We start from the raw sequence: 23,449 nt of genomic DNA, 5'->3' as shown, positions 1-23,449 counted from the left end.
CGTCTCCCGGCAAGGGCCGCTTTGTTTTAGCGATTAAAAAATGGAGAGAACAACATGAATACGTGTGAAACCCCGGTGGTTCGTCTTGATGAAAAATATATCCCCCTGATGACCCGTTTTGGCGACGCGTTTGCCGGCGAGCGAATCTGGCTGCGTGAATTGTTACAGAATGCCAGGCGGGCCGGCGCGAGCCGGATTTCTATCCTGACCGACCCATCGGACCGGGAATACTTTCGAATCGAAGACAATGGCGGCGGGATCGAGAACTTTCAGATCCTCTTGGATCCGGGTCATTCCAACTGGACGGAAGAGGTCCTACAACACGATCTTCCTTTCGGCGTCGGTTTCTGGTCGGTGATCGACGTTGCAAGAAGAGTAGAGGTCCGCTCGAAGGGATGGCGCGGGATTTTTCGGAAGGACCGGATTCTGGCGGGCGAGCCGGTCTCATTCGAGCGGTGCGAGGAGGAGCCGGGTACCACCGTCACGGTGCATCTGAAAAAGCCGCTGGCAGGTTTTGCCCATCTCGACGCGCGAATTCGGTTTCAGAGGCTCCTCGAAGAGCAGGTTTGCGGGTTTCCGGTTCCGGTCTATCTCAATGGGCAGCCGGTCGCGCGGCCATACGCTATTGACGTCTGGGATGGTTTGAAGTGCGCGTTCCCCGAGGGGATCGCTCTGGTTCACTTCGGACGGGATGTCGATGCCGGGCGATTGGATATGACTTACTACCAGGGCCTGCCCCTCGGAAACGACGGCTATCGACAGGGCGCATGGCCCAGTGTTCGCGCCGCCGGAATCACCGTGTATCTGCATCTGATCGGAAGCGGCTGGAGAATTAAAGCGCCCGATCGGATCTGCCTTTATGACAGCCGGGAGGTTTCCGACAAAGTGAGCAACCTGCATCGCGCGATCAAACGCGCGGTCGGAGAACATGTCCTCCGTATCGGCGGAGGGGAGGAGCGCTTCGATCAGCTCATCGAGTGGGGCTGCTCCGACCTCATCCGGGAGTATCCGATTCCGCCCGGTCGTTGGGCTCGGATCGAGGCGCCGCTGCATCTGCCGCACTACGAAGGCGATCACCAAGAGGAATGTATATCGAGGCTTCCGCCGCGCGAGATCCCGACGAGAGAAAGCGGCGGCCGGTTTCTTCTCGCGGACAGTTTCTGTTTCTACCCCGGCGAGGAGAACATCGGTCACTATTTCGCGGCGTACGCCTTGGGGCTTCCGATGCTTCACGCTTGGCAGGATCCCGAGCACTGGATTTGGTCTTATCCGGGCGCGGAGACCTTTGAGCATTTTCTGACACGACGGCTGAAGGCGGTCGTTCGGCGCGAAGATAAAATCACGGAAGGGGAGTGGCGGGGTCATCCGATCGTCATCTGCAAAGCGTACGATCTGCAGGTCGAAGGATACGGCAGAAAAAGAATCAAGGAGAACGGCTATCTGAACGGCACCTTCTACATCATCGACGGCCCCTACCGTGATTATTATCCGATCGATCATGCGGAATCGTTTGAGACCGAGACGGAAGATTTCGACCACTGCGGGTATGAGCTGGCGGTTTCCGAATTCCGATCACAACTCGCGATTCTTCTGAAGGATTATGGCCGGCTGATCGAATGGGCGCTGGAGAAATACGCCCGACCGCTCAGGGGCCTGAAATTCATCGTTGACGCGGAAGAGAGCGGAATCGTCGCGCGGGAGGTCGCGGACGGTCGGTAGCGGCGCCTGAAGGGATAAGTTCTCCAAATGAATCAGAATACGGACAATCCGTACTTCCAATCACTGCTTCACGCCGTCGCTGAATAAAATCCATGTCTTCAGTCAGAGAGGCCCCTTTGACGCTTGTCAGCAGAGGGGCCTCTTTTTATTCGGAAGGGAGCGTCAATGGGGAAACCGGTACGCTATCTCTACGAGCTTACAGACCGAATGGGTGCGCAGCTGTATGAAGCGCTTCGGGAGGAAGATTTCGACGAAGTGATCGAACGGGAGTATGAGTACTATCTCACGCAAGCGAGCGTGGGAGGGGAGTCGCGGGAGGCCTTTATCGATTGGCTGTTGCAGGAGCTCTCAGATTCCGATCGAGAGGAATTCGAAGAGAGATCGGGGGGAGAGGAACTCGCCGCTTGGCTGATGAGCCATCCGGCAGAAGGGATCGAGGAGAGCTATCGGGAAAGGTATGCGAGGGAGGAGGTTGAATTCGCCTCGGCGGGGCTCATTAAAAGCGAGAGCGGAAAATATCTTCCTTCGCTTTGGGCTCACCTGGACGTCGAGAATGACGCGGAGGCCGCACGCTTCTTCGGCCTGATCAGCGATCCGCCGACCGACGCGGCAGGCCGACACATCGACTCCGATCGGCGGTATCCATTTCCGAGCGAGATCGCGAACGAAATCAAAGCCCTCCACGAGGAGGCGGACGCTCTGGAGACGGCGCTTCGTCGTGGAGCGAACGGCCCTCCTCACGAAGATCTTCATCATGTCATCCAGGACAAAATTTCCGTTTTACGCCATCGGGCCCGGCTGCTGGATCAGAACACGATGCTCGGCCTCATCCTGATCAGCGGTTTTGACTGCACCGTTCATGGCGGGACCGTTCCGTTTGATAAGCCGATACCGAGAGCCGAGATCATCGGCTGTCCCGCATGCGGCTATCCGATTTGTCCCTTCTGCGCCAATTGTTACTCGATAGATCCGTCGACGGTCGAGCAGGCCGAAGAATATCTCGCCTCATGCGACGAGGTTTCCGGCATGGCCTACTGCGGCCAGTGTGGTGACTGGAGCGTCGGGTTCATGCTGCGGTTTTTGCGGCTGAAGCGCTGTCCTATTCCGGACAGATACAAGAACTACCAACCTGAGGCCCGAAAGGCGCTGTTTGTGACGACAAACCGGGTGGCGGCACTCCCCAATCGAGAGGCCATCCTCCAATCGATTGCGGAGAAATTCACTCGGGGAGCGTCCGGGATCATCTCTGAGAAAGACCCAAGCGGAGAGATCTGGGGCATTCCCGAGCGGCATCCGGAGGGATGGGTCGTGACGGTCTGCTACCCAGAGGAACGATAGAATCGATTTTTTCTACAACCCGGCACCTCTCTTAAGGGAGGCGCAGTCCTTCCGCTACCTTCCCTCCTTCCGCAATTCGATTGCAGATTCCTCCGAAAAATGGGAGCGCGGACAATGGCGGTGACGAGAGACAACGGCTCGGAGAGGTATTTCAAGGGGATGAAGACACCGTCCGGTGAAAATGGGCGGAGTCCGAACAGAATCTCGAGAGAAATCAATTAACGGAGAAAATATGACGGCTGAAATGTCAGAGGAAACGAGCCATCGAATCGATCCGGCATTCACCAGAAGCGGCGATCATATCACCGTCCTTCTTCCGGTGGCGCTGATCCGGGTGGTTGAGAACACGAGAAAATATATCGATCCGGATCGGTTGGCCGATCTGGCCGCCGATATTAAAAAGAACGGACTTCAGCAGCCGATTACAGTGGTGGCCGACTCCGATGGAGGCTACTCGCTTGTGTACGGGGAGAGGCGATATCGTGCCCATCGATTGAACGGCGCCGAGGTGATTCCCGCATTTATCAGGACAGACTTAACTCTGGAACAGGTCCGAAATCTTCGCCGATCGGAGAATCTGCAGCATGAAAACATCTCTCCGATCGATGAGGCGGAGGATTTCGCGCGGGCGCTTGAAACGAAGTCGATTGAAGCGCTCGCCGGTCACATTCACCATTCGGCGCGGTATGTTCGCGATCGGCTGGCGCTCTTAAACCTCATCGAGAAGGCGAAAGCGGCGCTCAGAACCGGAAAGATCGGCCTCGACATCGCGAAAATCCTCTCCTGCCTCTCGGCCGACCGGCAGCTGCTGATGCTCGAGCGGGTCGAAGCGGACGGGTTGAACGCCCGCAAGCTCGCCAATTATCTCGCGGAGGGCGACCTCAGCCTTGAGCGGGCGCCGTTCGATGTTACGGAATGCCGCCGCTGCCCTCATAACAGCGCCGGCCAGCCTGATCTCTTCGAGCGGGAGCAATCCGGATTGGGAAGTTGTCTGAATGCGCCTTGCTGGCGAAATAAGGAGGAGGCGGCCGCCGCGCGCCTGGTTCGGCGGATCGAAGAGAACGGGCCGCGCGCCATGCTCACCGATAAAATAAAGATTGATCTTGCGGACCTTCCTCCCGACATCGATCAGAGGGAGGCGGTCTTTCACCAGAAGGAAGAAATCGGCGAGGCGCAGCTCCAGGAGTGCGCATCCTGCAAGTTCCTCGTCGCCTTCGTATCGAAAAGAGGAGGTGAGATTCTCAAGGAGAAGATCTGCTCGATGAAGCGCTGCTACGAGGAGAAGCGAAGAGAATTCCACCAGGATAATAAAACGCAGCAGAAGAATCGAACCCAATCGGGCGGCTCGAAGGGCCGCGGTCCCAAAGGGTCGAGGCGCCAATCGGCGCCCTCTTCGAGATCCTCCGCCGGGCACCGGATGAGCCCAATGAATGCCCCCCTCCGGGTCAGGCAGTTTAAGAAGCAGATCTATCGACGGTACCTGGCTGAACAAATGCAAAAGAGCCCGCAAAACGCGCTGCTCCTCGTTCTCCTTGGGATGTATCAGGCGAAATGGATCCGATACTGGAAGAACGATCCTGCGCTGAAGGAATATGGGATCGTTGTGAGTCCTCCCGAGGGAGACGTGACCGCCTTCTTTCAGAGTCTCCGTCGATTGACTCCGGAAGCGCTGATCGTGCAGGGCGGGTCGCTGGCGCTGAAAGTGCTCGCGGATCTCCCCCTCCAGCTCATCGAAGAGATGGTCTTCTCCCATCTCGGTGCCACCCCCGAGCAGATTTTCGCCGTCGACGGAACATATTATGAGCTTCTCACGAAGTCGGAAATCGAGGCGACCGCGAAAGAAATGGGACTCGATCAGTTTCTGCAGATGAAGAACCAGTCCCTCTCAAAACTGGCCGGAAAACCGAAAAAGGAATTCATCAAAGGACTCCTCGCACAGGGCTTTGTCCCCGAGCGGATGCCGGCCTGGCTGCAACGCGAAACACACCTCGAACCCTAAAACCGATAAAGATCAGCGGATATCATTTAAAAAACAGGAGAGAATGATGCTTAATTTTGTGAAATTGGCTGACTTCATTCCGGTGCAAGGCCAGATTACATTTACGATTCGGAAAGCGGACTCCGATCACCTCCTGATCCTCCTTCATCCGCTCTTTCCGGAGATCAAAAACCTCTCCGGAAAAGAAAAAGAGCTCTACGAGAAAGCCCGGCAGCCGTTGTCGATCAAAGCGACCCCCGCGGAGCTCAATGAGAAATTCTTCGGACTGCTTGAAGAGACCCATGAGGACGACGGACGGCTCCATCGGGCTCTCTCCGAAAAACGGGAAGCGGGGAACCAGCTCATCGAGAAGCTTCAAAAGGAGAAAAACGAAGCGAAGAAAAAGGGGGAGGTCAAACCGATTGAAGAGAAGCCGGCTTCGGGCCGGGGGGAGGCCGACGACACTTCATCGGCCGCATCGTCGCAAAAAGAGTCCCCTCCGTCCGGTTCAACGGAGACCGCCGAGAAGCCCCAAGCGACATTCAATCTGTTCGCTTAACCTGCCAACAGGCCTATCGTCATAAGGAGCATCCATGATCGAGATAAAACAGATTGTCCGAATCTTTAAGTACCAGCAGCTGGAGCTTGCGGATCCCGGCCGGGAACTCTCCCCGGAGCAGGTCGTCGAGTTTTATTCCGGGGTCTATCCCGAGCTGGTGAAAGCCACCGTTGAGGGACCGGAATTGCAGGGGACCCGGGAAATCTATCGAATGGAACGGGCCGTCGGAAGAAAGGGGGGCGAGAAATCGCCCCCTCGACTCATCACAATCAAAGAACTCGCCCGCAGCGGAAAAGAAGAGACGCAACAACGTGAGAAGGAGGAAGAGATCCGATGCGCACAGCGGATTCTAACCGTGCATGTCCTTCATCGGCCGTCGGGGAGCGCCCCCTCAACCCCGCTCCCATCCGAGCTACTCCCCCTGCTGCTCTAATCCCCCTTCCGAGAATTGCAAAGCGGTTCGCGACAATCACGCTGGCCGAGACCGACATATCGAATGCGAGCCTGGCCGAGGCGGCGCTCCTGTTCTCCTCCGTAGCAAAGAAAGGGAAAAAGCTTCCTGGTCCATGGCCGGAGAGATGCCGGCCTGAAGTGATCAAAGCGGACCTCGCGAAATGGATTGAGCGTTTTCTCGGCCGGATCAAGACGAAACATTTAAAAAAGTGGAAGTTCGGACTTGAGTTTAAAAAGTACGACAGCGCCGAAGCGGGGGAGTGTAGCCTCGTTCTGGAATATCCACTCAATTGCGCAGCGATCTTCTGCGACAGTCTCATCACGCTGCGCGAAGAAGATCGGTCATTGGAGGAGGCCGTCCTCGCCGCCTTGAGGATTCTGAATTGGGTTCGCCCCTATTTCGATTACGACGATGCCATCGAGCAGTACATCGATTGGGCGGACGGGTGGCTGGCGGATCCTCCAGAGAATGAGGAGAACAAAGAGGTGATCGAGAAGATCAAATGGATGCAGACCTCCATTCCGGCACAATATCGGTTTCTATTCCGAAGCAGAAAGAAGAGAAAACCGCCGATCCCAAAACTGCCTCCCGCTCCGCCGAAACGATCGTGGCGGTATTCCTGGTGGTCGTGGGCGGCGGCGGTCATGAAAGCCGGCTCGGGTTGGAAGCGTCCTGTTCCCTATAACCTCCATGACGGCGGCTATTACTGCGATCTTATCGATCCAGGTTACTTCTATCCCCTCCTTTGGTCTCCCGGGGATCCGATCTGCGATCACGTAGATGAGATCATCAACAATGAATTCGCCAATGGCGGCGAAGCAATTCAGGACTTCTGTTTTAGGAATAAGCCGGAGCTTCGAAGGGCGCTGGAGGGCATTCGTGTCATGGGAGAGGCGTTTGACCTTCATATGCAGGCGTCGACACTTCTCCGGCCCGGGAAGAAAGGAGAGAAATGATTCAGCAGCTGGATCTGAAAGCGGCGCTGCTTTATTACCGTGGCGCTCCGAGCGCCGCCGGAGATTACTGGCAAATTCATTCCGTTGAAAAGGATAAAGCCGGCGTCCCGGTGCTCAGAGAAGGGATCCCCGTTGAGAGACGGACGTTGGCAGAGCTCTGCAAGGAGATTCTTCCATCCTTATATCAGAATTTCGGCTGGATCGATCCCGGCTTACTCGCATATGGAGCGGGAAGCGAGGGACCGCTTCTCTTCTGGCGTCCTTCGATCCGAAGATCGATCTACTTCGGCCGGACGCTCAACCTTGAAAGCGGAATCGTGACCTGGCCGGCATTGGTCTTTCTCGCGCGTCCGAAGGAGCTTCACGTATTTGCGGTGAACGCCGATCAGCGGCCGGAGCTGGATACACCCCTGCTCATGCCCCCCTTCTTTAACATTTACGAGGACTGCCGGGTGTGCCTTGGTACGACGCGGGCGCCGGCGACATGCTGGCCGGATGAGACGCAGCGCTGGGGGGAAGCCTTTTATAAAAGCGAGTTCACCCAGGCGGGGGCGAAGGATCGGCTTTTCCTTAAGAGGGGGTCTCTGGCGGCGTTCTGGCGCTCGCGTCCGGCGGCAAAAACAAACGGATTTCCCTACAAACAGCTGAAGGGCGCGGGTTTAACCATCCGTGATTTATTGAGGCGCGCCGGTCTTCAAAAGGATAAGAACAGACGATGAATGCAAAAGATGAGATTTTAAAGAAACAGCTGCCGACATTGATGGTGCCTCACCATGAACCGCTTCCCCCGCTGTTGGAGGGTTATTCAAGGCTACTCATGGCAAGGGACGGCTTATGGATTGAATCAAAAACGGCGTGGGGCCACTTCGTCAGACCTCTTTGGAGAAGCAAACGCGTCCTTCCATATGGCGCGCTGACGCAGGTTGAAACCCTCTATTGTAAAAGCATCCCGATGGCCTTCATCGAGCGGTTCCTGCACCAAGCCAATCACGCCGCCGAGCGCAGCGTTGAGACAATCGCATGGATACTGTGGAGTCCGAGCAAGGGATGGAAATATCTGGTTCCTGAAATTCTACTGCAAACGGCCGTCAGAGTCGATTACCGCTGGCCCGATCTGCGCGATGATTGGTCGTTGGTTGTAGATCTGCACAGCCACGGATCGCTGCCCGCCAGGTTCTCTCGGGACGATGACGAGTCGGATGTCGGGTTTCCTCACTTTTCGGTTGTACTTGGACACTGCAAACCGGGACGCGGGTTGGAGGAAATAGACCATTCCCTTCGGTTATGCCTCTGCGGCTACTATTTCGAGGAGGAGCTTCCCTGGAAGAGGGAGAAAGAGAGAGGACTGTGAAACATTATGTTCGATTGGCGGCCCGTAATCAGGAGGTCCCTATTCATTTAGTGGGGGCGGGAGGCACCGGGAGCGTTCTTGCGGTTCGACTCTGCAAACTCAATCTCGCCTTAAAAGCGTTGGGCCACCCGGGGATTGACGTTTCGATCTTTGATCCTGACACCGTTTCCGAGGCGAATGTCGGGCGCACCATTTATTTTGAGCCTGATGTCGGCCGTCCGAAAGCGTCGATATTAGCGACTCGGATCAATCAGAGCACCGGCTTTTCCTGGAGAGCGGTTCCGACGGAGTACGATCCAGGAGAACAACAAGCGGCACCGATCTTGATCACTGCGGTGGATACCGGGCGGGCGCGCGAGGAGATCGGCCGGGCGATTAAGAATAATGACGACGCAACTTATTGGGTGGACTGCGGCAACAGCCAGTATCATGGTCAGGTGGTCATCGGAACCGTCCACCCCGTTCCACAGCCTGAGAAAGAAGATGTGATCGGCCGCCTTCCGACCGTCTTGGATCTCTATCCGGATATCGCGGATCCGGAAAAAGAGAAAGATCAGGGACCCTCCTGCTCCTTGGAAGCGGCTCTCTCGCAACAAGACCTCTTTATTAACGAACACGTGGCGCTCGAAGCATCCCAGATTCTCTGGCGGCTCTTCCAGAAAGGATGTCTTGAGTACTCGGCGGTCTACGTCAGTTTGACGCCGAGAAACACTCGAACCCTGCCGATCGATCCGAAAGCGTGGGAGCGATTCGGATACCGAATGGACTCAAAGTGCCTCCACGCCCGCTGAGAAGTGTAAATCAAGGATCCATATAGATTTATTGACAGGTGTTACGAGAAATGGTATTCTTTTTAGTACCTAATGTAGTACCTTGGGAGGTGATCCAATGGCAGTCAGCATCACGGAAGACATTAAGTCCGCATCGGAATTGAAGAAGCATATGAGGGAAGTTTTCGAACATTTGCACAAGACGGGCCGTCCGGTCGTCGTTACAGTTAATGGGCGGCCGGACGTCGTCCTGCTGGATGCGGCGGTGTTTGAAAATAAGCTAAAAACCCTCAATCTCTCTCATTTATTGGCGGAAGGCGAAGCCGATGTTCTCTCCGGAAAGGTTCGGCCCGTCCGATCCTTCCTGAAGTCTCTAAAGCAGCATGCCAAAAAAATATCGGGTTAAGATCACGCGGCACGCCGAGAGCGACATTGAATCGATTTTCGCCTATATCCATGGAAAGAGTCCCCAAGCGGCCATCGATTTCATATCTGAGCTTGAACGCCAGATCTCTTCAGTGGAGCGGTTTCCGCTCCGCTGTCCCATTATTCCGGAAGCTTCGGAGCTTGGCATTCAGTATAGACATCTCTTAAATGGTGAATATCGGACCATTTTGCGAATTCAGGGTAGCACGGTTTATATCCTCCGGGTGATTCATGGGGCTCGGCTTCTGGACTTAAGCGTCCTGGAGTGACGGTTTTAAGAAGGTCCGTATTGCATTCTGCTGGCGAGGGTTCCGGTCTTTCATCATATAGAGCGGGGGAGTTCTGCGAGGAAATGGACTTGAGCAATATTGAGCAGGTAAGGAAAACGCTCGGATTGACGAGCGAGCAGCTGATCGGTGCGGTCGGCCAGAGACGATCGATTGGGTCAGATCGTCGCCCTGCTCACGCTGATGCGTGAGGTGACGGATAACGCGAAGGGAAATGCCGCGCTGGCTCAACTCGTCGCATCCTGATTTTGCGGGCAGGACTCCCAAGCAGATCATCATCGAGGGAGAAGCACAGGCCCTCATCGACGATCTCAATGAGATCCGAGCCGGTGCACTGAGGTGATCCGCCCCGACAGAACGATCTAACCTGGATTCGATGATGATGTGGGTCTTTCGAGAAAAACCATAACAGAACAGTCATAAATAATAGGCATAAACGAAGGAGGCCTCTGCTGATGAAATCGCTGCAGAGGCCTCCTTCGCTTTTTTGGAGAGACTTCATGCTTGAAAGAAAACGTCAATCGGTTCAAAAAAGAGTTGCCGAGCTGAAGGGATTCCTAAATAAAGTAAAGATTTATCGGGATGAGCCTGAAGCGATCGAGGAATTGGTTTGTGAGGAGAGCCCCAAATTCCGTGAAATTCTGGATCCGACCCTCCGGGCAGAAATTCCAAGAAGCCCCGAGATCGATGCCCTGCTGCCGGGCCGAAAGAAACAAGAGAAAACAGTCGTCGTTACGCCGGCGGCCCACGAATCCGGCTTATTTCTCCTCCCCTATACAGACGAATTCAGAGCGGATTTTATCGCTCGCCTCCGGGAGCGGCTTCGTTCCCTCAATTCGTTAATGAAATTACTAAGACAGGTGGAACAGCGCTTCCACGAGATCGAGAAATTACCGGAACCCGAGGCAAAGGAAGGTGCCGAGGTCAGTGAGAAAGAAAACCCATTTAAAGAAGACTACAATTTCTTCAAGCTGCTGATGGCCCAGACCCCCGACAACAATCGCCTGGGAGCGCTGCTCTCCGAGATCGGGGAAATTACCTCCGCGAACGCGGTTCCACCAGGGAGGGTTGTCGCGGCGCTCGCGTCCCGAGAGGACCGGATCAGCGCTTTACTCGCAGAGAGCCTGACCCAATACGGGCGAATGAAGAGCCTCTGCGACAATATTTATCTCTGCTCGATCGCCTCCTGGGCGACCCTTTCGAATTATGTCTCAATGGTGGTGAAGGCGATTGAGCGGGAGAAGCTCACCGCGGCGGATTCCTCGATCTACCGGCCGGAATTCAGAGCCTTCCAATCACTGCTCGCCTCTCTCACCAGCGGACTGACGGGCGCTCCGACTCTCATGCAGACAAAAGCGCTCTTCTACGCCTATCTTGCGCTGAATGAATTTATATCCGATGAACGCCACCCGAAGGACCCTTTCCGACTAAATAACTTCAGCCAGGTCGGCGCCGGGAAGACCTATACAACGCCGATCTTTCTTCGGCTCTTCGCGAGCGTGCTCGGGAAGAAGGCATATCCGAACGCGAAGCTGATCACCCTCTACTTTACGGAGGCGAATCTCTGCCAAAATGTCCTGGATTCGATGGTTGACATCGGAGTGCCAAAGGAGTCGGTCCACATCGGCCATCTTAAAACCCTCCCTTCGCTTTCCTTGAAGGAAGGCGACTGCATCATCATCAGCCGGCATGAGTTCGGTCTTAAAGAGAGAGAACAGATTATCTATCCCCTTGAAATTCTCATCCGGCGCGGGTTTTCGTTCGCAATTGTTGCCGATGAAGCGAGCTTTTTAAAGAATTCGGAGAGTGGCATTTCAATGGCGATGGAATACCTCTACATCCATCTGAGGAAACGACACGCGCTCCGGGTCGACTACCGACTCTCTGCAACGCCGGTGAATAATGACAGCGGGGATTTCATCTACCTTCTGAGCACGAATACGATCAATATCGCCTCTTTCCTGCATCGGTATCCGGAAATCGCGGCGCAAATGCGGCGTGTTCTTCGTAAAATAATGGAGGAGACCCCCGGGACGTCCGAATTCACGCTTGATCTGCTCCTCACGCTCCTCAAGAAGAGCGGATCTCTTACCGGCGTGTTGATATTTCATGAAATCGTTGAAGAGAAAAAAGAGGATAATCTGTCGCAAAAAGAGCAGAGCCAGCGCTGTCGCGCTGTGTACTACACCGATTGTCCTGGCGCCGTGTTGGCGCTCTATTATTATGCGGTGTACTCATTGGGGATGTTTCCGATCAAACTGGACCCGGAGCGGGAGGACGGGAATCGGAAGAAGATCACCTTCCTTGAAATTCTTCAGCACTTGGGTGTCGGGTACCAACGCATCACGCAACCGGCCACTGACCCGATTGAAATGATCACCGGTCTGGAGAACCCGATCGCCCATCCAGGGTCCAGATTGCTCGCCTGCCTGATTCCATGTCTTCTGTTGGTGAAGGAGACGACTTCAGCCCTGACGTACGACCGGGCGCTTAATGCGGACGAGGAAATTCAATTTCAGATTAATGCGAAGCAGCTGCGGCCGAATTTGATAGAATCGATTACCCATCTCGAGATTCTCGAAAAAATCAGGCAGTTCCTCAATCTAATCATGTTTGCGAATTCGGTTCGGAAAATTCGCGCATCGCAGATCGGCTGGCGGCTGCTTCGGTCTGACATCGAGCGGGAATTTCTCAGGCTGCGGCTGGAGTTTGCCGTGACATACGCGGCCGCCCGGGGACTGACGGTTGTTCATAAGGAGGAGGTCGTAAGCAGGAAGGTGCATCAAGGGTTTAATATCACGGACAAGACGGAGCGCTATCCTTACCTGGCAATCGATCCGAAGGACAGGGCCGCACTGATTGAAACACTCACGGCCGATTCGGGCGAGGGCGTTCTCGGCGCGAAAATCATCGATGATTTAGCGCAGTATTTCTCGCCGGTTCGCTTCTTTGAGCTGAGTGACCTTCTCGAACACCCCACAAAAGAGATGACGCACCGAGAGCGCGATCAGCATCGGGAAGAGATTGAGAAGAAACGGAGCGGAATTCTAGAAACTCTCATTGGCGGGCTCGGCATCTCCGGGCGGCTGGAAAAATGCGTCGATCTGACCCGTATTCTTAAAGAGGATCTTCGAAACCATCGGTCTGAAGAGGACGGTCTTCTTCATTTCCGGCCCTCGATCCTGTTTCGGTATCCCGGCTTTCTGGAGGAGATCCACCAAACCCTTTCTTCGGCGATGAATAGCAGATCGGAATACGAGAGCAGAGAGCTGAACTATTTGATGAGCGATCTTGGTTCGGAGCGAATCGACCTCGCTCAGCGTCTTTCGGAATACTCGGTCATCTTCAAGATGAGTGAAAGCCTGAATCTTCCGATGGTATTGAGATTTGCAGGCTCGATACTGTTTCGCCTGTCGGCTCTCTTCGGACAGAATAAGATTAATGTTCGGATCGATCCGCAGGATACCGAACGGATCCGAAGGGTGATCGCACACGCTGCAAGTGTGGAGAATTTCGCGCGCTCCCTCAGCGGACTCACCCGTCGCCATGAAGTACCTCTCCTGATCGGCTGCCATTATCGCGCGTCCCAGCAAAGCCTGATCGGAGCGACTGGGGCCGAGCATGCAATCAACGGAGAAATCACCAAGGAGGAGCGATATAAGATTCTCGATGCGTTCGATCGATTGGGCGAGAGAATGGGAAGAACGCTCGTAGCCACAACCAAATCGATATTAAAAGGCTTCAATATCTTCAACGCGCAATATGGTTTCATGACAGAAGGAATGAATAATGCGGAGGTGCGGGTCCAAATGGCCGGGAGGCTAAGGCCTCTCTTTAGCCAGCACTTGGAAAAAATCGATGAATGGATCCGGATCCTTGAGGAAAATAGTCAAGCGTCTCCGGTGTTGATGCATCTGAGGCGCTTACAAGAGCAAGTCAAAATCTTTGATGTAATCGCACCGGAAATGTTAGGAGGTTTCCCGGACATACAGGCTGGGAAGGGGCTGATGCTCAACACCTTTTTATTTCAGCAGGCCCATCAGAAGTCGTTCAAAGAAGTCTTTGATGATGAAGCCGTCCTTCATTATATCGACAGTCGTCCGACCTTCAATGCCAAGACCGTGGAACAGTATTGCAGCAAGGCGATCGAGGAATCATTGGTGTGGTATGTGGGGAAGGTGCGAGGACAAGAAGAAATCAGCCTGGTAGACCTCATCAGCCTGATCGAAGAGGAAATCAACCTGCGCGCAGCGGAGAATGTTCGTGTTTCGAGTTACTACCAGATTTTAGAAGGGAGTCGTCCGGCTGTTTGATCGTGCTGTGGCGGGAGGCCGCTCTCAAAAAGCGGCTTCCCGCCAAACGGCTGAATGATCTTCCACCTAAAAGTGACTTCCATCGGGGGGGAGGTGCTTTTTTTTTTGCCTTTTTTAAGGATTTACTGTGAGGCGAGGGAGGGTGTTCCAATTGGAACACAAAAAGATTTTTTTATATAGTGAACAATGTCCATACCGATCTCAAAAAGAAGTTTACCGAGACGGATTAAAGTATAGAGCAAAGTGATCGAAGATAAATTAATGTTGATAGGATCGAAGGCGAATCTATTCATATGCGGGATTAAATCAGAAGGTGATTAAAACCTGAAAAAAAAGTTAAAAATCAGATACTTAGAGAGGAGTTATACCATATAAAAATCTCTTGCAGAAAAGTTTTAAACTTTTCCTTGCGCATCGAGATTTAAAATGAGAGAATGGGGTTTGTAACCAGGGAGGCCTCCGATTTAGGGGTCTCCTTTTCATATGGCGCTACTCCGATCTCTTGGGGACGTGATTCCATCACGCCGCCGGTGGATAAAACGTCCACCATTAGAGAAGGAGACGTCAAATGAATGAAGTGCCAGAAGGATACAAAGTGGTTTACACCACTCGTATACGACTCCGGAACGGGAAGATTATTTTCGCTTCCAGTTACGGCTTAAAAGCCTTCCGTATTATCGTTCGAGTCAGCCAGACCGGATAGTATAATACGAAAGGGGAGGCCTACCCTGGTTACCTTAAAACACCTGCCCTGCTTCTGTTCCTTTTAATTCTACTATAACAATATATCTGTATACTATAGTGTAAGACTATAAATATGTGATATATCCAATGATGTATCAGATGTTACATCTGATACTCATTTGTATCCCACTTTTCATGTGAAGTCCACAAAAAAATATTCCACAGCGGATATACCTAAACAGAATTATTGTGACCTATAACCTTCTGAATCTGAACAGTATTTAAGCAGGTAAAAATGATCTTTGTTGGTAGGTGGTTATTTCGAGAATGCTAAAACTCATTAAAAAGGTACTTAAAAAGCGTCTTGACAGGCTTAGCAGGAACCGCTACAATGAGCATGAAAAATGTAGCTGAATACTTCCCTTTATGGGTTGGTGGCCGCTTAAGCGGTCTAGGCTCTGCCCCCTAACCACGGGGGTTTTTTTTGCTCAAATTTCTTCAATTAACCTCTTCCGTACTGCCTCTTTATAAATCCCCTGCATCGGTTCAATTCCATCCAAATCGTCCCGAATTAACCCTGCGATCGAGTCAGCCAACCGAATAAATTCATCACTTTCATCCCGCATTCCGCGTACTTTTCGGATGAGGAATTTTCCGCGTCGACGAAGTGCCGGTCCAATCTGGTGACACTCTCGTTTCGATATTCCATCGATAATGACGTGGAGCTCACAAACCTCCTTGCCGGCGACAGAGGAGACGGCGTCTGAAAGAGCTTTAACAATGCAGTCCTGATAATTGGTCGTATTGAAAAAACGCGAAAAGAAAACCGATCTTCTCAACCTGGTTCCCTTTACAAGCTCCTCGACATAAGCGTACCGCTGGGCTCGCGTGGATTTTGTCCATTTGTGCGACCCTCGCCTTGAAAGCTTTTCGATACTGCGGAGAAATTCGCGGTGCTCCTCACGTGCCTCGGCAACGATCACAGTAACCACCACAAACAAGGTGCCTTTGGTGTCCTGTCCGCTCTCATCGACGTAGCAGTAGAGTTTCTTATTTGGTTGGGGGTGGGGAGGCATAAAATAACCCCGCCCTGGCCGTTGCCGGCATGTCGGGCGGGGAGCAATTATGGTCATCTTACGAAAAACCGGAATGATTGTCAAAACGATCTGAGCCCACCTCTTACACTTCCATGGCTCAGATGGGCATATTGACTGTTGGGGCCGCTATGCATGAGTTTCCATCGGCCGTGCTAAATCTGGATCACACAAAGTAGGATTGAGGCTGGCTTATCAAATATGCTTAAATTAGGAAGCAAATGAAGAAATGGATTTTAACACAATGTCCACTGACATGTATAAAGTCGCTGATTCCGAGCACTGTGTTTCTGTTTGTCGGCCTTGTGTTTGGATGTAGCTATTCCCAAAAATATGTGGCCAGTGTTCCCGATGTGCAAGGAGCAGGGCTCTCCCTAGCGGAGAGTCGTATGCAAAGAGAGCAACATATTATTGATCTAAATGGGCTACAGCTATCTATCAAGCCGATGAATGCCAGATTGATCTCTAAATTAAACGCTCGATTTCTTTTTATACCGATTCCTTTCACCCGAGTTTATCCGGAAGCCGAGCGATTTGCATTTGACGATCAGACTGCTAGCCCACCTTTCCTCATTGAGGTAGCCTTCAATCCCAAGGACTCGGACCTGCGATTTGATCCTGCGGAAGTTACACTCCACCATAATGGGCAGACTTATAAACCTAACCGAATGATTCCTCCATCGGAGTTCCGCCCTCTTAGAAGTTTTGGCGGTCATTATTCACAAGGTATTGAGCTCTGTTTTAGGAAAGATAACGAGCCGCTAAAGGAACAACTTAGACCGATTGAACCGGTCTGGGTAGTACAAGGAGAGATGGCGTGCGTATGGCTTAGTTATGATGTAGCTCCTCCCCCTCCAGAGACGGAGTTTTCTGTTTCAATTGAAGGAATAGAGATGTTAGGAAAGACTATAGATATTCCCAGAATACAATTCAAGAAAGGAAGCGCCCAACTGTTCGATAAAATTCCATAAAAAGTGGGTGTCCTGAACGATACTTGACCGAGCAGGTTCCTCCTGTATTGGTATTTTGGTTATGATGCAAGAACGACATACCTCGTGAACTTCTCAAAGTCGGTCCCGGAGTGGTCGTGATCGATCTCACTCGGACTTCTGGAAGCTTTCGAACTCCGATCAATCGACTTAGGGTTAGAGCGGAATCGTCCCCACTCAAGGGAGATAATGCTGCGCATCTGCAAATCGTTCTTTTCCCAAAAGTATTCTATGTGGAAGGATGAAATCGACCGTATTCTTGACGCAATGTTTGGCTTCAGCGAATTCAGGTAATTCACTGGTGCTTGTCGGACCACCGCATCGAAGAACGGTCGTCCCACTTCGTGTTCCATCAGCCGCTCGACGAAGACTGTACTTTCAGAAAAGAAATTTTCTGGAGGGATTCAGAGGCAATATTTGAGATCCTTTCCGCATTCGGATAGCATCTACGGCTTTCACCCACTGGGATCTTCAGTGATTCCAATTGATTTCCCTTTTTCAATCAAGCGCACCTCCGAAGATCTGCATATTCATGGCTCGGTGGCGATCAATCCAATTTACTGTTTTCATTTAGAACACCGGGTAAATAATCGATTCTACACGATCTAATTCATTGCGGTTTTCGCTCCTATGATCTGAATATGTTGGAATAGGACCAACAATATAGTCATCTTCTGCAATATTAAATTGGCATCCCCGGACCGCTACCCTAAAGAAAACAGGAGCAATTAGGAGGACAGTTTCTAATTGCGATTAAGAAAATAGAGTGGGATCGAAATCTCGTCCTCCAATCTCTAGGCGTTCTCCGGGAATACACTTATTCCATTTCGATGTTATTGCAGCCAACTCCTTTTGGCCACACGGAGCCCCTCGGAAATTCTATCAGACAGGCAGGTGTTATCACTTCTGTGCGGAATCCCGGCGACCGGCCCCCTTAAAGATATGATCGATCCTACTGCCATCTGTCTTCCACCACGGATTAAATAGGCCGAGGCTATTATCAACGCCTTGAATGGTATTAAATGCAAAAAGGGATCTGAGTTTAGCGGTGAGAGAACTCTCCATCACGATCCGCTGCAGATAATTCATGCGAAATTCCGTGTTACAGACGATCAATATTCCAAAAGGCTCTCTCTCATGAAGTCGGATGGGGCTTTGCTTGGATTGCGTGAATGTGAGCAGTTTTCGGATGAATTCGGGCGCATGGGTGGTACCGGCGTCGACCTCGACCATGAAATTATAATATGCCTCGTTTCTTAACTTAATTGTGAAGTAGAGGTCTGGAATCCGATCCATCCGGTTTCTGAGTTTCAAGAGCATCGCATCATCGTAGAGCCGGATGACGGTGTACTTTAAAGTGTCATACTCATAAATTTTCCGGATAAAGCGCGTTACTATGATTTCATGCTCGATCGGGCGGACATCCGGTCGGACGATCCGGATCCGATCGATCGGCAGACGGTCCTCGCCGGCAAGAATCTCCGCTCCTCTTTGAGTAATGCCATAGAGCGGACTCTGCTTCTGCTTGGCCTGAAATGATCTTCGTTGCGGACGAAAGACGGAGACACACTTCCCCTCAAGTAATCTGTGCATTCTTGCACGAAAGGTACGAGAAGCGATCAACTTGCCTCCTTTGATAAAGAACCGTTCATGCAAATCTGCTGAAAATGCCGGGCCGTAGGCGAGATATTTCAGCAAATCAATGTCCCGATCGGTCAGCAACAATCCCTTCTGCATCCAGCTCCTCCGTTGCGCTCTCGAATCGACAGAGCGCTTCAATCTCGCTTGTGATCAGTCCCAGATCGCTTATCTTGGCTTCGGCAAAAACCGCTTCAAGTCGCTCGAGAATCCGATAGGCTCCCTTTGGGTCCTTTCGGAAACGTTTGGCGATAAGAGAGTGACCCTTCGTCAGCTGGATGATATGCCAGCGGTATCCTCCCTTCGAGAGCGCGTTGATATGATAGACGGAACTCGCATACGCTTTTAGGAGCATCCTCCTTTCCTCGATCAATTGATGATGTTTCTCCTTCAACGCGCTGAGCTTGGTCCGCATCCGGTCGAGTTTTACCTGAAGATCCGGGTTTGAAGCCGCACTGGAGAGAAGAGGCGCTTCTTTCGGGTTGCGGTTCTCTTTGATCTGTCTTGCCGCGTCGACAATACGATCGATCGTTTTTCGGATATCGTCCTGGGGGAGCCCGGACAAGCTCGCAAGATAGCGAAGGGTTTCCTTCTTCTCCACCTCGTCTAGAATCAACGGCCAGAACTCCGCCATCTCTTGAAAGAATTGATCCCGGCGCAGATTGCTGTGAACGTCGTATTTATTCCGCAGATAAAGCGCAAGCCACGGGCCGGCCTTCAGCGGCTCGCACAAAAGAGCGCGGAGTGCCTCGGCGCCGAGCTTTCGTATCAGCTCGTCCGGATCCTTGATCGGCTTTTTGGAATCGACGGGATCGAAGGCGGCGATCTCCGCGACATAGAGCTTTAACTGCCGATAGACCGTCAAACACTCCTTGACGACTTCAAAAGTCCCTTTGCGTCCGGCTGGATCGGCATCGAGCAACACGATCAATCGCTCAAAGCGCGTCTTTGAAATCGCATCCCCATATCCCTCCCCGAAGCGGTTCGTTCCGAGGCCGGCCGTATTTCGAAACCCCTTCGATACCATCTGGAAGGCATCGATCAGTCCCTCGACGATATTCAAGGTCCCGTCCTCCGGAACCCAATGTTTGGCGTAGTAGAGGTTGAAGGGGGCATCCACCTTAAAATCGACGCAATTCTTGTATTTAGGGAAGTCATCCATCTGCTCAGGTGGAACGGATTGAAGCCGCGCCGATGTCGCCGCCGCTACGAATCCCATCACCCGCCCCTGTAAACTCCGCCATCCAATGAGGATTCGATAGAAATCACCATAGTCCCGCGTCAGGATGCCGGTCGCTTTGATCTCATCGATGCTGAAGCCTTCCTTCACCAGAAGCCGGATCAAATCGGTCCGGTCCCTGATGTATCCGATATCGTGTTTCTGCAAGACCTCGGGGGAAAGCTGTCGTTCGATGATCAAATAGTCCCAAGCCTCTTTCGCTTCGGGCAGCGCCCAGTCGGCCTTCGCTTGGGCCATGATCACCTCCCGCAGATCCCGCTTTCGGTTCGCGCGCCGCTCCGGGAGCTGATAGCCCACCCTGGTTGCGAGCTCCTTTAAGGCGATGGCCTTGTCCCATCCTTTCAGCTTGCACACAAAGTCAAATACATCGCCTCCGGTCTTTCCATCCGCGCATTGAAAGCAGTTAAACAGCTGCTTTTGAAGATCGATCTTAAAACAGCCGTGCCCGTGGCAGAAGGGACACTCCTCTAAAAAGCGGCGGTTTCCTCTCCCCTTCACGATCCGGCCTGTTTCGGACTGTACGATCTCAAGGATGTCGGCGCGTTCTTTCACCTCCGAGAATGCATTGACAGGCTGTGGCATGATCACCCCCATTCAAAAGAAGTTGGCGAGCTGATCTAGAACTGATAGAGCTGACCGGTCTCCTCCGGCGGCTTCGGCCAGCCGGCCGGCGGAGCACCGGGCCCGGAGGCCGGAGGCTCCGGAAGGTCCCGAAATGCCGGTGCGATCAACGGCTCCGGGGTAGGACGATAGGGCGCGGGAGGAAAATTCAGCTTTTTCTTGTAGCGGCGCGTTTTGTGCGCCATCAGACGGTTGACAAGGAACGGACGAACCCCGGCGACGAAGCAGAGCGCTTTGTGATCAGCCAGATTCTGGATATCGTCCGGACTCAATAAGTCCGCCTCTCGTTCGGTGATCCGGACCTGATTGCCCCGGAGAAAGGATCGCGATCGCTCTTTCACCTTGATTAATGTCTTCCCGATACGTTCAGAGAGCTCCTTGCATTTCTTTATCGGTAGCCCCTGAAAATAGACTTCGAATTTACGATTGGCCTGGAGCGAAGCCTTTTCGTGGCGCTCGTATTGATCGAGTTGCTCATCCGTCTGATAAAAGGTCGCGACCCCGACGCGAGCCGAGCGTGCCGTGACGACGAAATCGGGCATGTCCGGAAGATAGATATTGTAGAACTCATCGAGGTAGAGAAAGAGCGGGAGGCCCTCTCCCTCTTTTCGATTGGGACGCTCATAGACCTTCAGCATCAGGGCTCTGAGGACGACGGCCGCGGCCAAGCGGGCTTTCGGATTGCTTTGCGGACTGGCGATGATCAGGAGGGTCGGCTCACGAAAAAGTATCTCCAAATCAAGATCGGATCTCGAGAATGCCGCGGAGATCTCGGGATCGCTGAGGAAATCCAATTTGTTCAACATGCCGGCGAGAAGCTCCGGCAGCCGATGTTTGCTCTCGGAGAAAAGCTGAAACTCCTCCTGCACCTTCTCATTTCTGCAGTACTGCACCGCTTCTTCCAGAACCTTGATTCCCCTGACGCCTAGCTGATAGAGAATGGGAAGATTCACCTGCGTCGGATCGGTAAAGGTCTGCACCAGCGTACAGTAAAGCCGGAAGAGGCGCCTTTCCTGATCGTCAAAATATTTGCTCTGCTCGTCCGCGCGCGTATTCGGTTTTCCATAGACCATCTGCTCGAGTCTCGCCAGGGCGACGCCTCCGATGGAAGCGGCCAGCGGTTCAAACCCGATCCCCTCCTTATGATAGGGGTCGATGAGAATCACCTTTTTCCCATGTTTATTCCAGTATCCGGCGACGGTGTCATAGATCTCGGGGGCTTTGACATCGAGGGCCACGACGGAACATTTCCCCTCTGCATCTTTTAGCAATCCAGGGATCATGAAACCGGATGTCTTACCGGCGCCCGCTCTTCCTTCCACCAAGATGTGCTCATATCTGTCTTTTTCTGAAAGGGTGAGTTCCACCCGCATTCCCAAAAGTCCTCTTTCACCGAAAGGCCATGAATTGACTCGAATGAAAAAAGCGGTGCTCAGGAATCGGTAAAAAACAGCCGCCACGACCCACAGCGCGATCGCGACCGCGGCCAGTTTAACTCCTTGCTTGAATGGAGCAACGCCTTGATGGATGAACAAAGCCGCCGCGCTCATTAGAAGCAGCAAAAGATAAACAAGGATAGATCCCAGCGCGTTTAAAGGCCACTTTGTCCAATTGCCGAAGGGGCGCATTATTTCGAGAATCGTTGCAAAACGGCCTGTGCCCCGTTTCGATCTCTTCTTGAGAAAGGGGATCAAAAGCAGAAGCAGAAACCCGACTCCGAATAAAACCAAGAAAAATGGATCGATATCCTTTAGCGCCTCTTCGGAGATCATCCGCTCCATCGCTCCTTCTCATTGAGTCGTCGGGAGAGAGATCCCAAAGATCGATCGTCCCTTCCAGATCAGATTCGCGCCTCTCCGCCGTATCTCGGTGACGAGGCAGCGTATGGCCACGCGCTTTACCGTCAGCCCCTGGATTCAAAATCGCCTCTTGGTCCGCATTTCAAAGCAGCGGCGGGGAGTTCATCTCGCGCCAAGAGACCTGGCCCGTATTCTATTAAATCGGGGAGGGTCGCTTCACTGTCATTTTGGACCCCCCCCTCAAAAAAGCAGATTCGCTAGGCACAGAGCGGCTGCAATGCATTTCTTAATGGAAAAAGAAGGGGGGTCCAAAATGACAGGAAACTGACCCCCTTCGATTTGATAGGGTCGTGATCACACGATACAGAGATGGACAACGCGGTACCCGAGATGGGAAATTCCGAATAGGGGAAATCTTAAGAAGGGAGGTTCCGATGACGAAGATGCCGTTTGTGTTTTATTCGATGATGTCGGGCTGGGTGATATCCGTGGCGTTCCTGGGAGGGACGGTCAATGTCGCCTATGCAAACAAAACAAGCGCGCCCGAGCAGTTACTCAAAGAACGCTTTCCGGGGGTGAAGGTCGCAAGCGTTCAGGAGGCGCCCATGAAGGGGCTTTATGAAGTGGTCACCGAGGAAGGCCGCGTCTTCTATTATGATCCGAAAACCGATCATCGCTTCTTCGGCGAGATGATCACAAAGGAGGGCCGAAACCTCTCGGCCGCGCGCAGGGCGGAATTGGCCGCGGCGAAGCTCGATCGCCTCCCGATCGACAAGGCCATCCGCATCGGAACGGGAAAGAATATCGTCATCGAGTTCCTCGATCCGGACTGCCCCTACTGCCGAAAAAGCTCCCGGTTTCTTAAAAAACAGGGCGATCTGACCCGGTACATCTTTTTAATCCCCATCAAGGAAATTCATCCCGACGCGGAGCGTAAGTCGAAATACATCCTCTGCGCCGCAGACAAAAAAGCGGCGTACGACGAGGTCTTCTCGGGGGATCTGGATGACCGGAAATATGAGGTCTGCAACGATCCGATGATCACGGAGATCCTCGACGACCACAAAGCGATCGCCGAAGAGATGGGGGTGCGGGGCACCCCGGTCTTCTTTATCAACAAACATCGGGTCGACGGCGCAAACATCCCGCAGATCGAAACGCTACTGCAGAACGGCCCTTCCTGAAGGTGGATCGGCTCGGCCTGCAGAGAACGGAGGGGAGATCCCCCTCCTT

General features: G+C 52.9%; 18 protein-coding genes. 14 read left to right on the top strand and 4 right to left on the bottom strand.

The genetic code is table 11. The features are described 5' to 3' along the window. Nucleotides 1-54: 54 nt before the first annotated feature. The 12 genes from MNODULE_RS22510 (at nt 55) to MNODULE_RS22450 (ending at nt 14,151) form a co-directional block, all read left to right on the top strand. Nucleotides 55-1,719, top strand: a complete 1,665-nt coding sequence (locus MNODULE_RS22510) for an HSP90 family protein (protein ID WP_168063450.1) — start codon at nt 55-57, stop codon at nt 1,717-1,719. Nucleotides 1,720-1,884: 165 nt separating this feature from the next. Beyond that, a complete protein-coding gene (locus tag MNODULE_RS22505) occupies nt 1,885-3,057 on the top strand; it encodes a hypothetical protein (RefSeq protein WP_168063449.1) in 1,173 nt (390 codons plus the stop codon). A 232-nt stretch (nt 3,058-3,289) separates the two neighbouring features. Then, complete coding sequence (locus tag MNODULE_RS22500; RefSeq protein WP_168063448.1) at nt 3,290-5,056, top strand: ParB/RepB/Spo0J family partition protein; 1,767 nt, start codon at nt 3,290-3,292, stop codon at nt 5,054-5,056. 43 nt (nt 5,057-5,099) lie between these two features. Next, nucleotides 5,100-5,594, top strand: coding sequence for a hypothetical protein (locus tag MNODULE_RS22495; protein WP_168063447.1), 495 nt, complete (start codon nt 5,100-5,102; stop codon nt 5,592-5,594). Nucleotides 5,595-5,628: 34 nt separating this feature from the next. Then, the gene (locus MNODULE_RS22490) at nt 5,629-6,027 is read left to right on the top strand and encodes a PRTRC system protein C (protein WP_168063446.1); all 399 of its coding nucleotides are present in this window, start codon (nt 5,629-5,631) and stop codon (nt 6,025-6,027) included. A gap of 158 nt (nt 6,028-6,185) precedes the next feature. Further along, nucleotides 6,186-7,004 (top strand): hypothetical protein, encoded by an 819-nt coding sequence (locus MNODULE_RS22485; protein WP_168063445.1) that lies wholly within the window; start codon nt 6,186-6,188, stop codon nt 7,002-7,004. Continuing rightward, nucleotides 7,001-7,723 carry a PRTRC system protein B gene (locus MNODULE_RS22480; RefSeq protein ID WP_168063444.1) on the top strand — a complete coding sequence of 241 codons (723 nt, stop codon included), beginning with the start codon at nt 7,001-7,003 and terminating at the stop codon, nt 7,721-7,723. Before MNODULE_RS22485 ends, MNODULE_RS22480 begins: the two co-directional genes overlap by 4 nt. Further along, nucleotides 7,720-8,355, top strand: coding sequence for a PRTRC system protein A (locus MNODULE_RS22475; RefSeq protein ID WP_168063443.1), 636 nt, complete (start codon nt 7,720-7,722; stop codon nt 8,353-8,355). Before MNODULE_RS22480 ends, MNODULE_RS22475 begins: the two co-directional genes overlap by 4 nt. Continuing rightward, nucleotides 8,352-9,146 (top strand): PRTRC system ThiF family protein, encoded by a 795-nt coding sequence (locus MNODULE_RS22470; RefSeq protein WP_168063442.1) that lies wholly within the window; start codon nt 8,352-8,354, stop codon nt 9,144-9,146. Before MNODULE_RS22475 ends, MNODULE_RS22470 begins: the two co-directional genes overlap by 4 nt. 97 nt (nt 9,147-9,243) lie before the next feature. Further along, a complete protein-coding gene (locus tag MNODULE_RS22465; RefSeq protein ID WP_168063441.1) occupies nt 9,244-9,531 on the top strand; it encodes a type II toxin-antitoxin system Phd/YefM family antitoxin in 288 nt (95 codons plus the stop codon). Next, a complete protein-coding gene (locus MNODULE_RS25560) occupies nt 9,509-9,820 on the top strand; it encodes a type II toxin-antitoxin system RelE/ParE family toxin (RefSeq protein ID WP_168063440.1) in 312 nt (103 codons plus the stop codon). The genes MNODULE_RS22465 and MNODULE_RS25560 overlap by 23 nt, the downstream gene beginning before the upstream one ends. Before the next feature lie 518 nt (nt 9,821-10,338). Continuing rightward, the gene (locus tag MNODULE_RS22450; protein ID WP_168063438.1) at nt 10,339-14,151 is read left to right on the top strand and encodes a hypothetical protein; all 3,813 of its coding nucleotides are present in this window, start codon (nt 10,339-10,341) and stop codon (nt 14,149-14,151) included. Nucleotides 14,152-15,323: 1,172 nt separating this feature from the next. Here MNODULE_RS22450 and MNODULE_RS22445 read toward each other — a convergent pair. After that, nucleotides 15,324-15,911 (bottom strand): DUF3800 domain-containing protein, encoded by a 588-nt coding sequence (locus MNODULE_RS22445; protein ID WP_168063437.1) that lies wholly within the window; start codon nt 15,909-15,911, stop codon nt 15,324-15,326. A gap of 239 nt (nt 15,912-16,150) precedes the next feature. Between MNODULE_RS22445 and MNODULE_RS22440 the strand changes: the two genes are divergently transcribed. Continuing rightward, nucleotides 16,151-16,900 carry a hypothetical protein gene (locus MNODULE_RS22440; RefSeq protein WP_168063436.1) on the top strand — a complete coding sequence of 250 codons (750 nt, stop codon included), beginning with the start codon at nt 16,151-16,153 and terminating at the stop codon, nt 16,898-16,900. A 918-nt stretch (nt 16,901-17,818) separates the two neighbouring features. Here MNODULE_RS22440 and MNODULE_RS22435 read toward each other — a convergent pair. The 3 genes from MNODULE_RS22435 to MNODULE_RS22425 are packed head-to-tail and all read right to left on the bottom strand — an operon-like array spanning nt 17,819 to nt 22,198. Beyond that, a complete protein-coding gene (locus MNODULE_RS22435; protein ID WP_168063435.1) occupies nt 17,819-18,655 on the bottom strand; it encodes a replication-relaxation family protein in 837 nt (278 codons plus the stop codon). Beyond that, entirely contained in the window at nt 18,618-20,378 is a 1,761-nt protein-coding gene (locus MNODULE_RS22430; RefSeq protein ID WP_168063434.1) for a CHC2 zinc finger domain-containing protein, read from the bottom strand. The genes MNODULE_RS22435 and MNODULE_RS22430 overlap by 38 nt, the downstream gene beginning before the upstream one ends. Before the next feature lie 35 nt (nt 20,379-20,413). Continuing rightward, the gene (locus MNODULE_RS22425) at nt 20,414-22,198 is read right to left on the bottom strand and encodes a type IV secretory system conjugative DNA transfer family protein (protein ID WP_168063433.1); all 1,785 of its coding nucleotides are present in this window, start codon (nt 22,196-22,198) and stop codon (nt 20,414-20,416) included. 452 nt (nt 22,199-22,650) lie between these two features. On the opposite strand from MNODULE_RS22425, the gene MNODULE_RS22420 reads away from it, so the two are divergent. Beyond that, nucleotides 22,651-23,400, top strand: a complete 750-nt coding sequence (locus MNODULE_RS22420; protein WP_168063432.1) for a DsbC family protein — start codon at nt 22,651-22,653, stop codon at nt 23,398-23,400. The last annotated feature ends 49 nt before the right edge of the window (nt 23,401-23,449 follow it).

This window comes from Candidatus Manganitrophus noduliformans (assembly GCF_012184425.1).
Classification (GTDB): Bacteria; Nitrospirota; Nitrospiria; order SBBL01; family Manganitrophaceae; genus Manganitrophus; species Manganitrophus noduliformans.
Note: the sequence above shows the minus strand (reverse complement) of the source record. Positions and strands in the feature narration are given on the sequence as shown.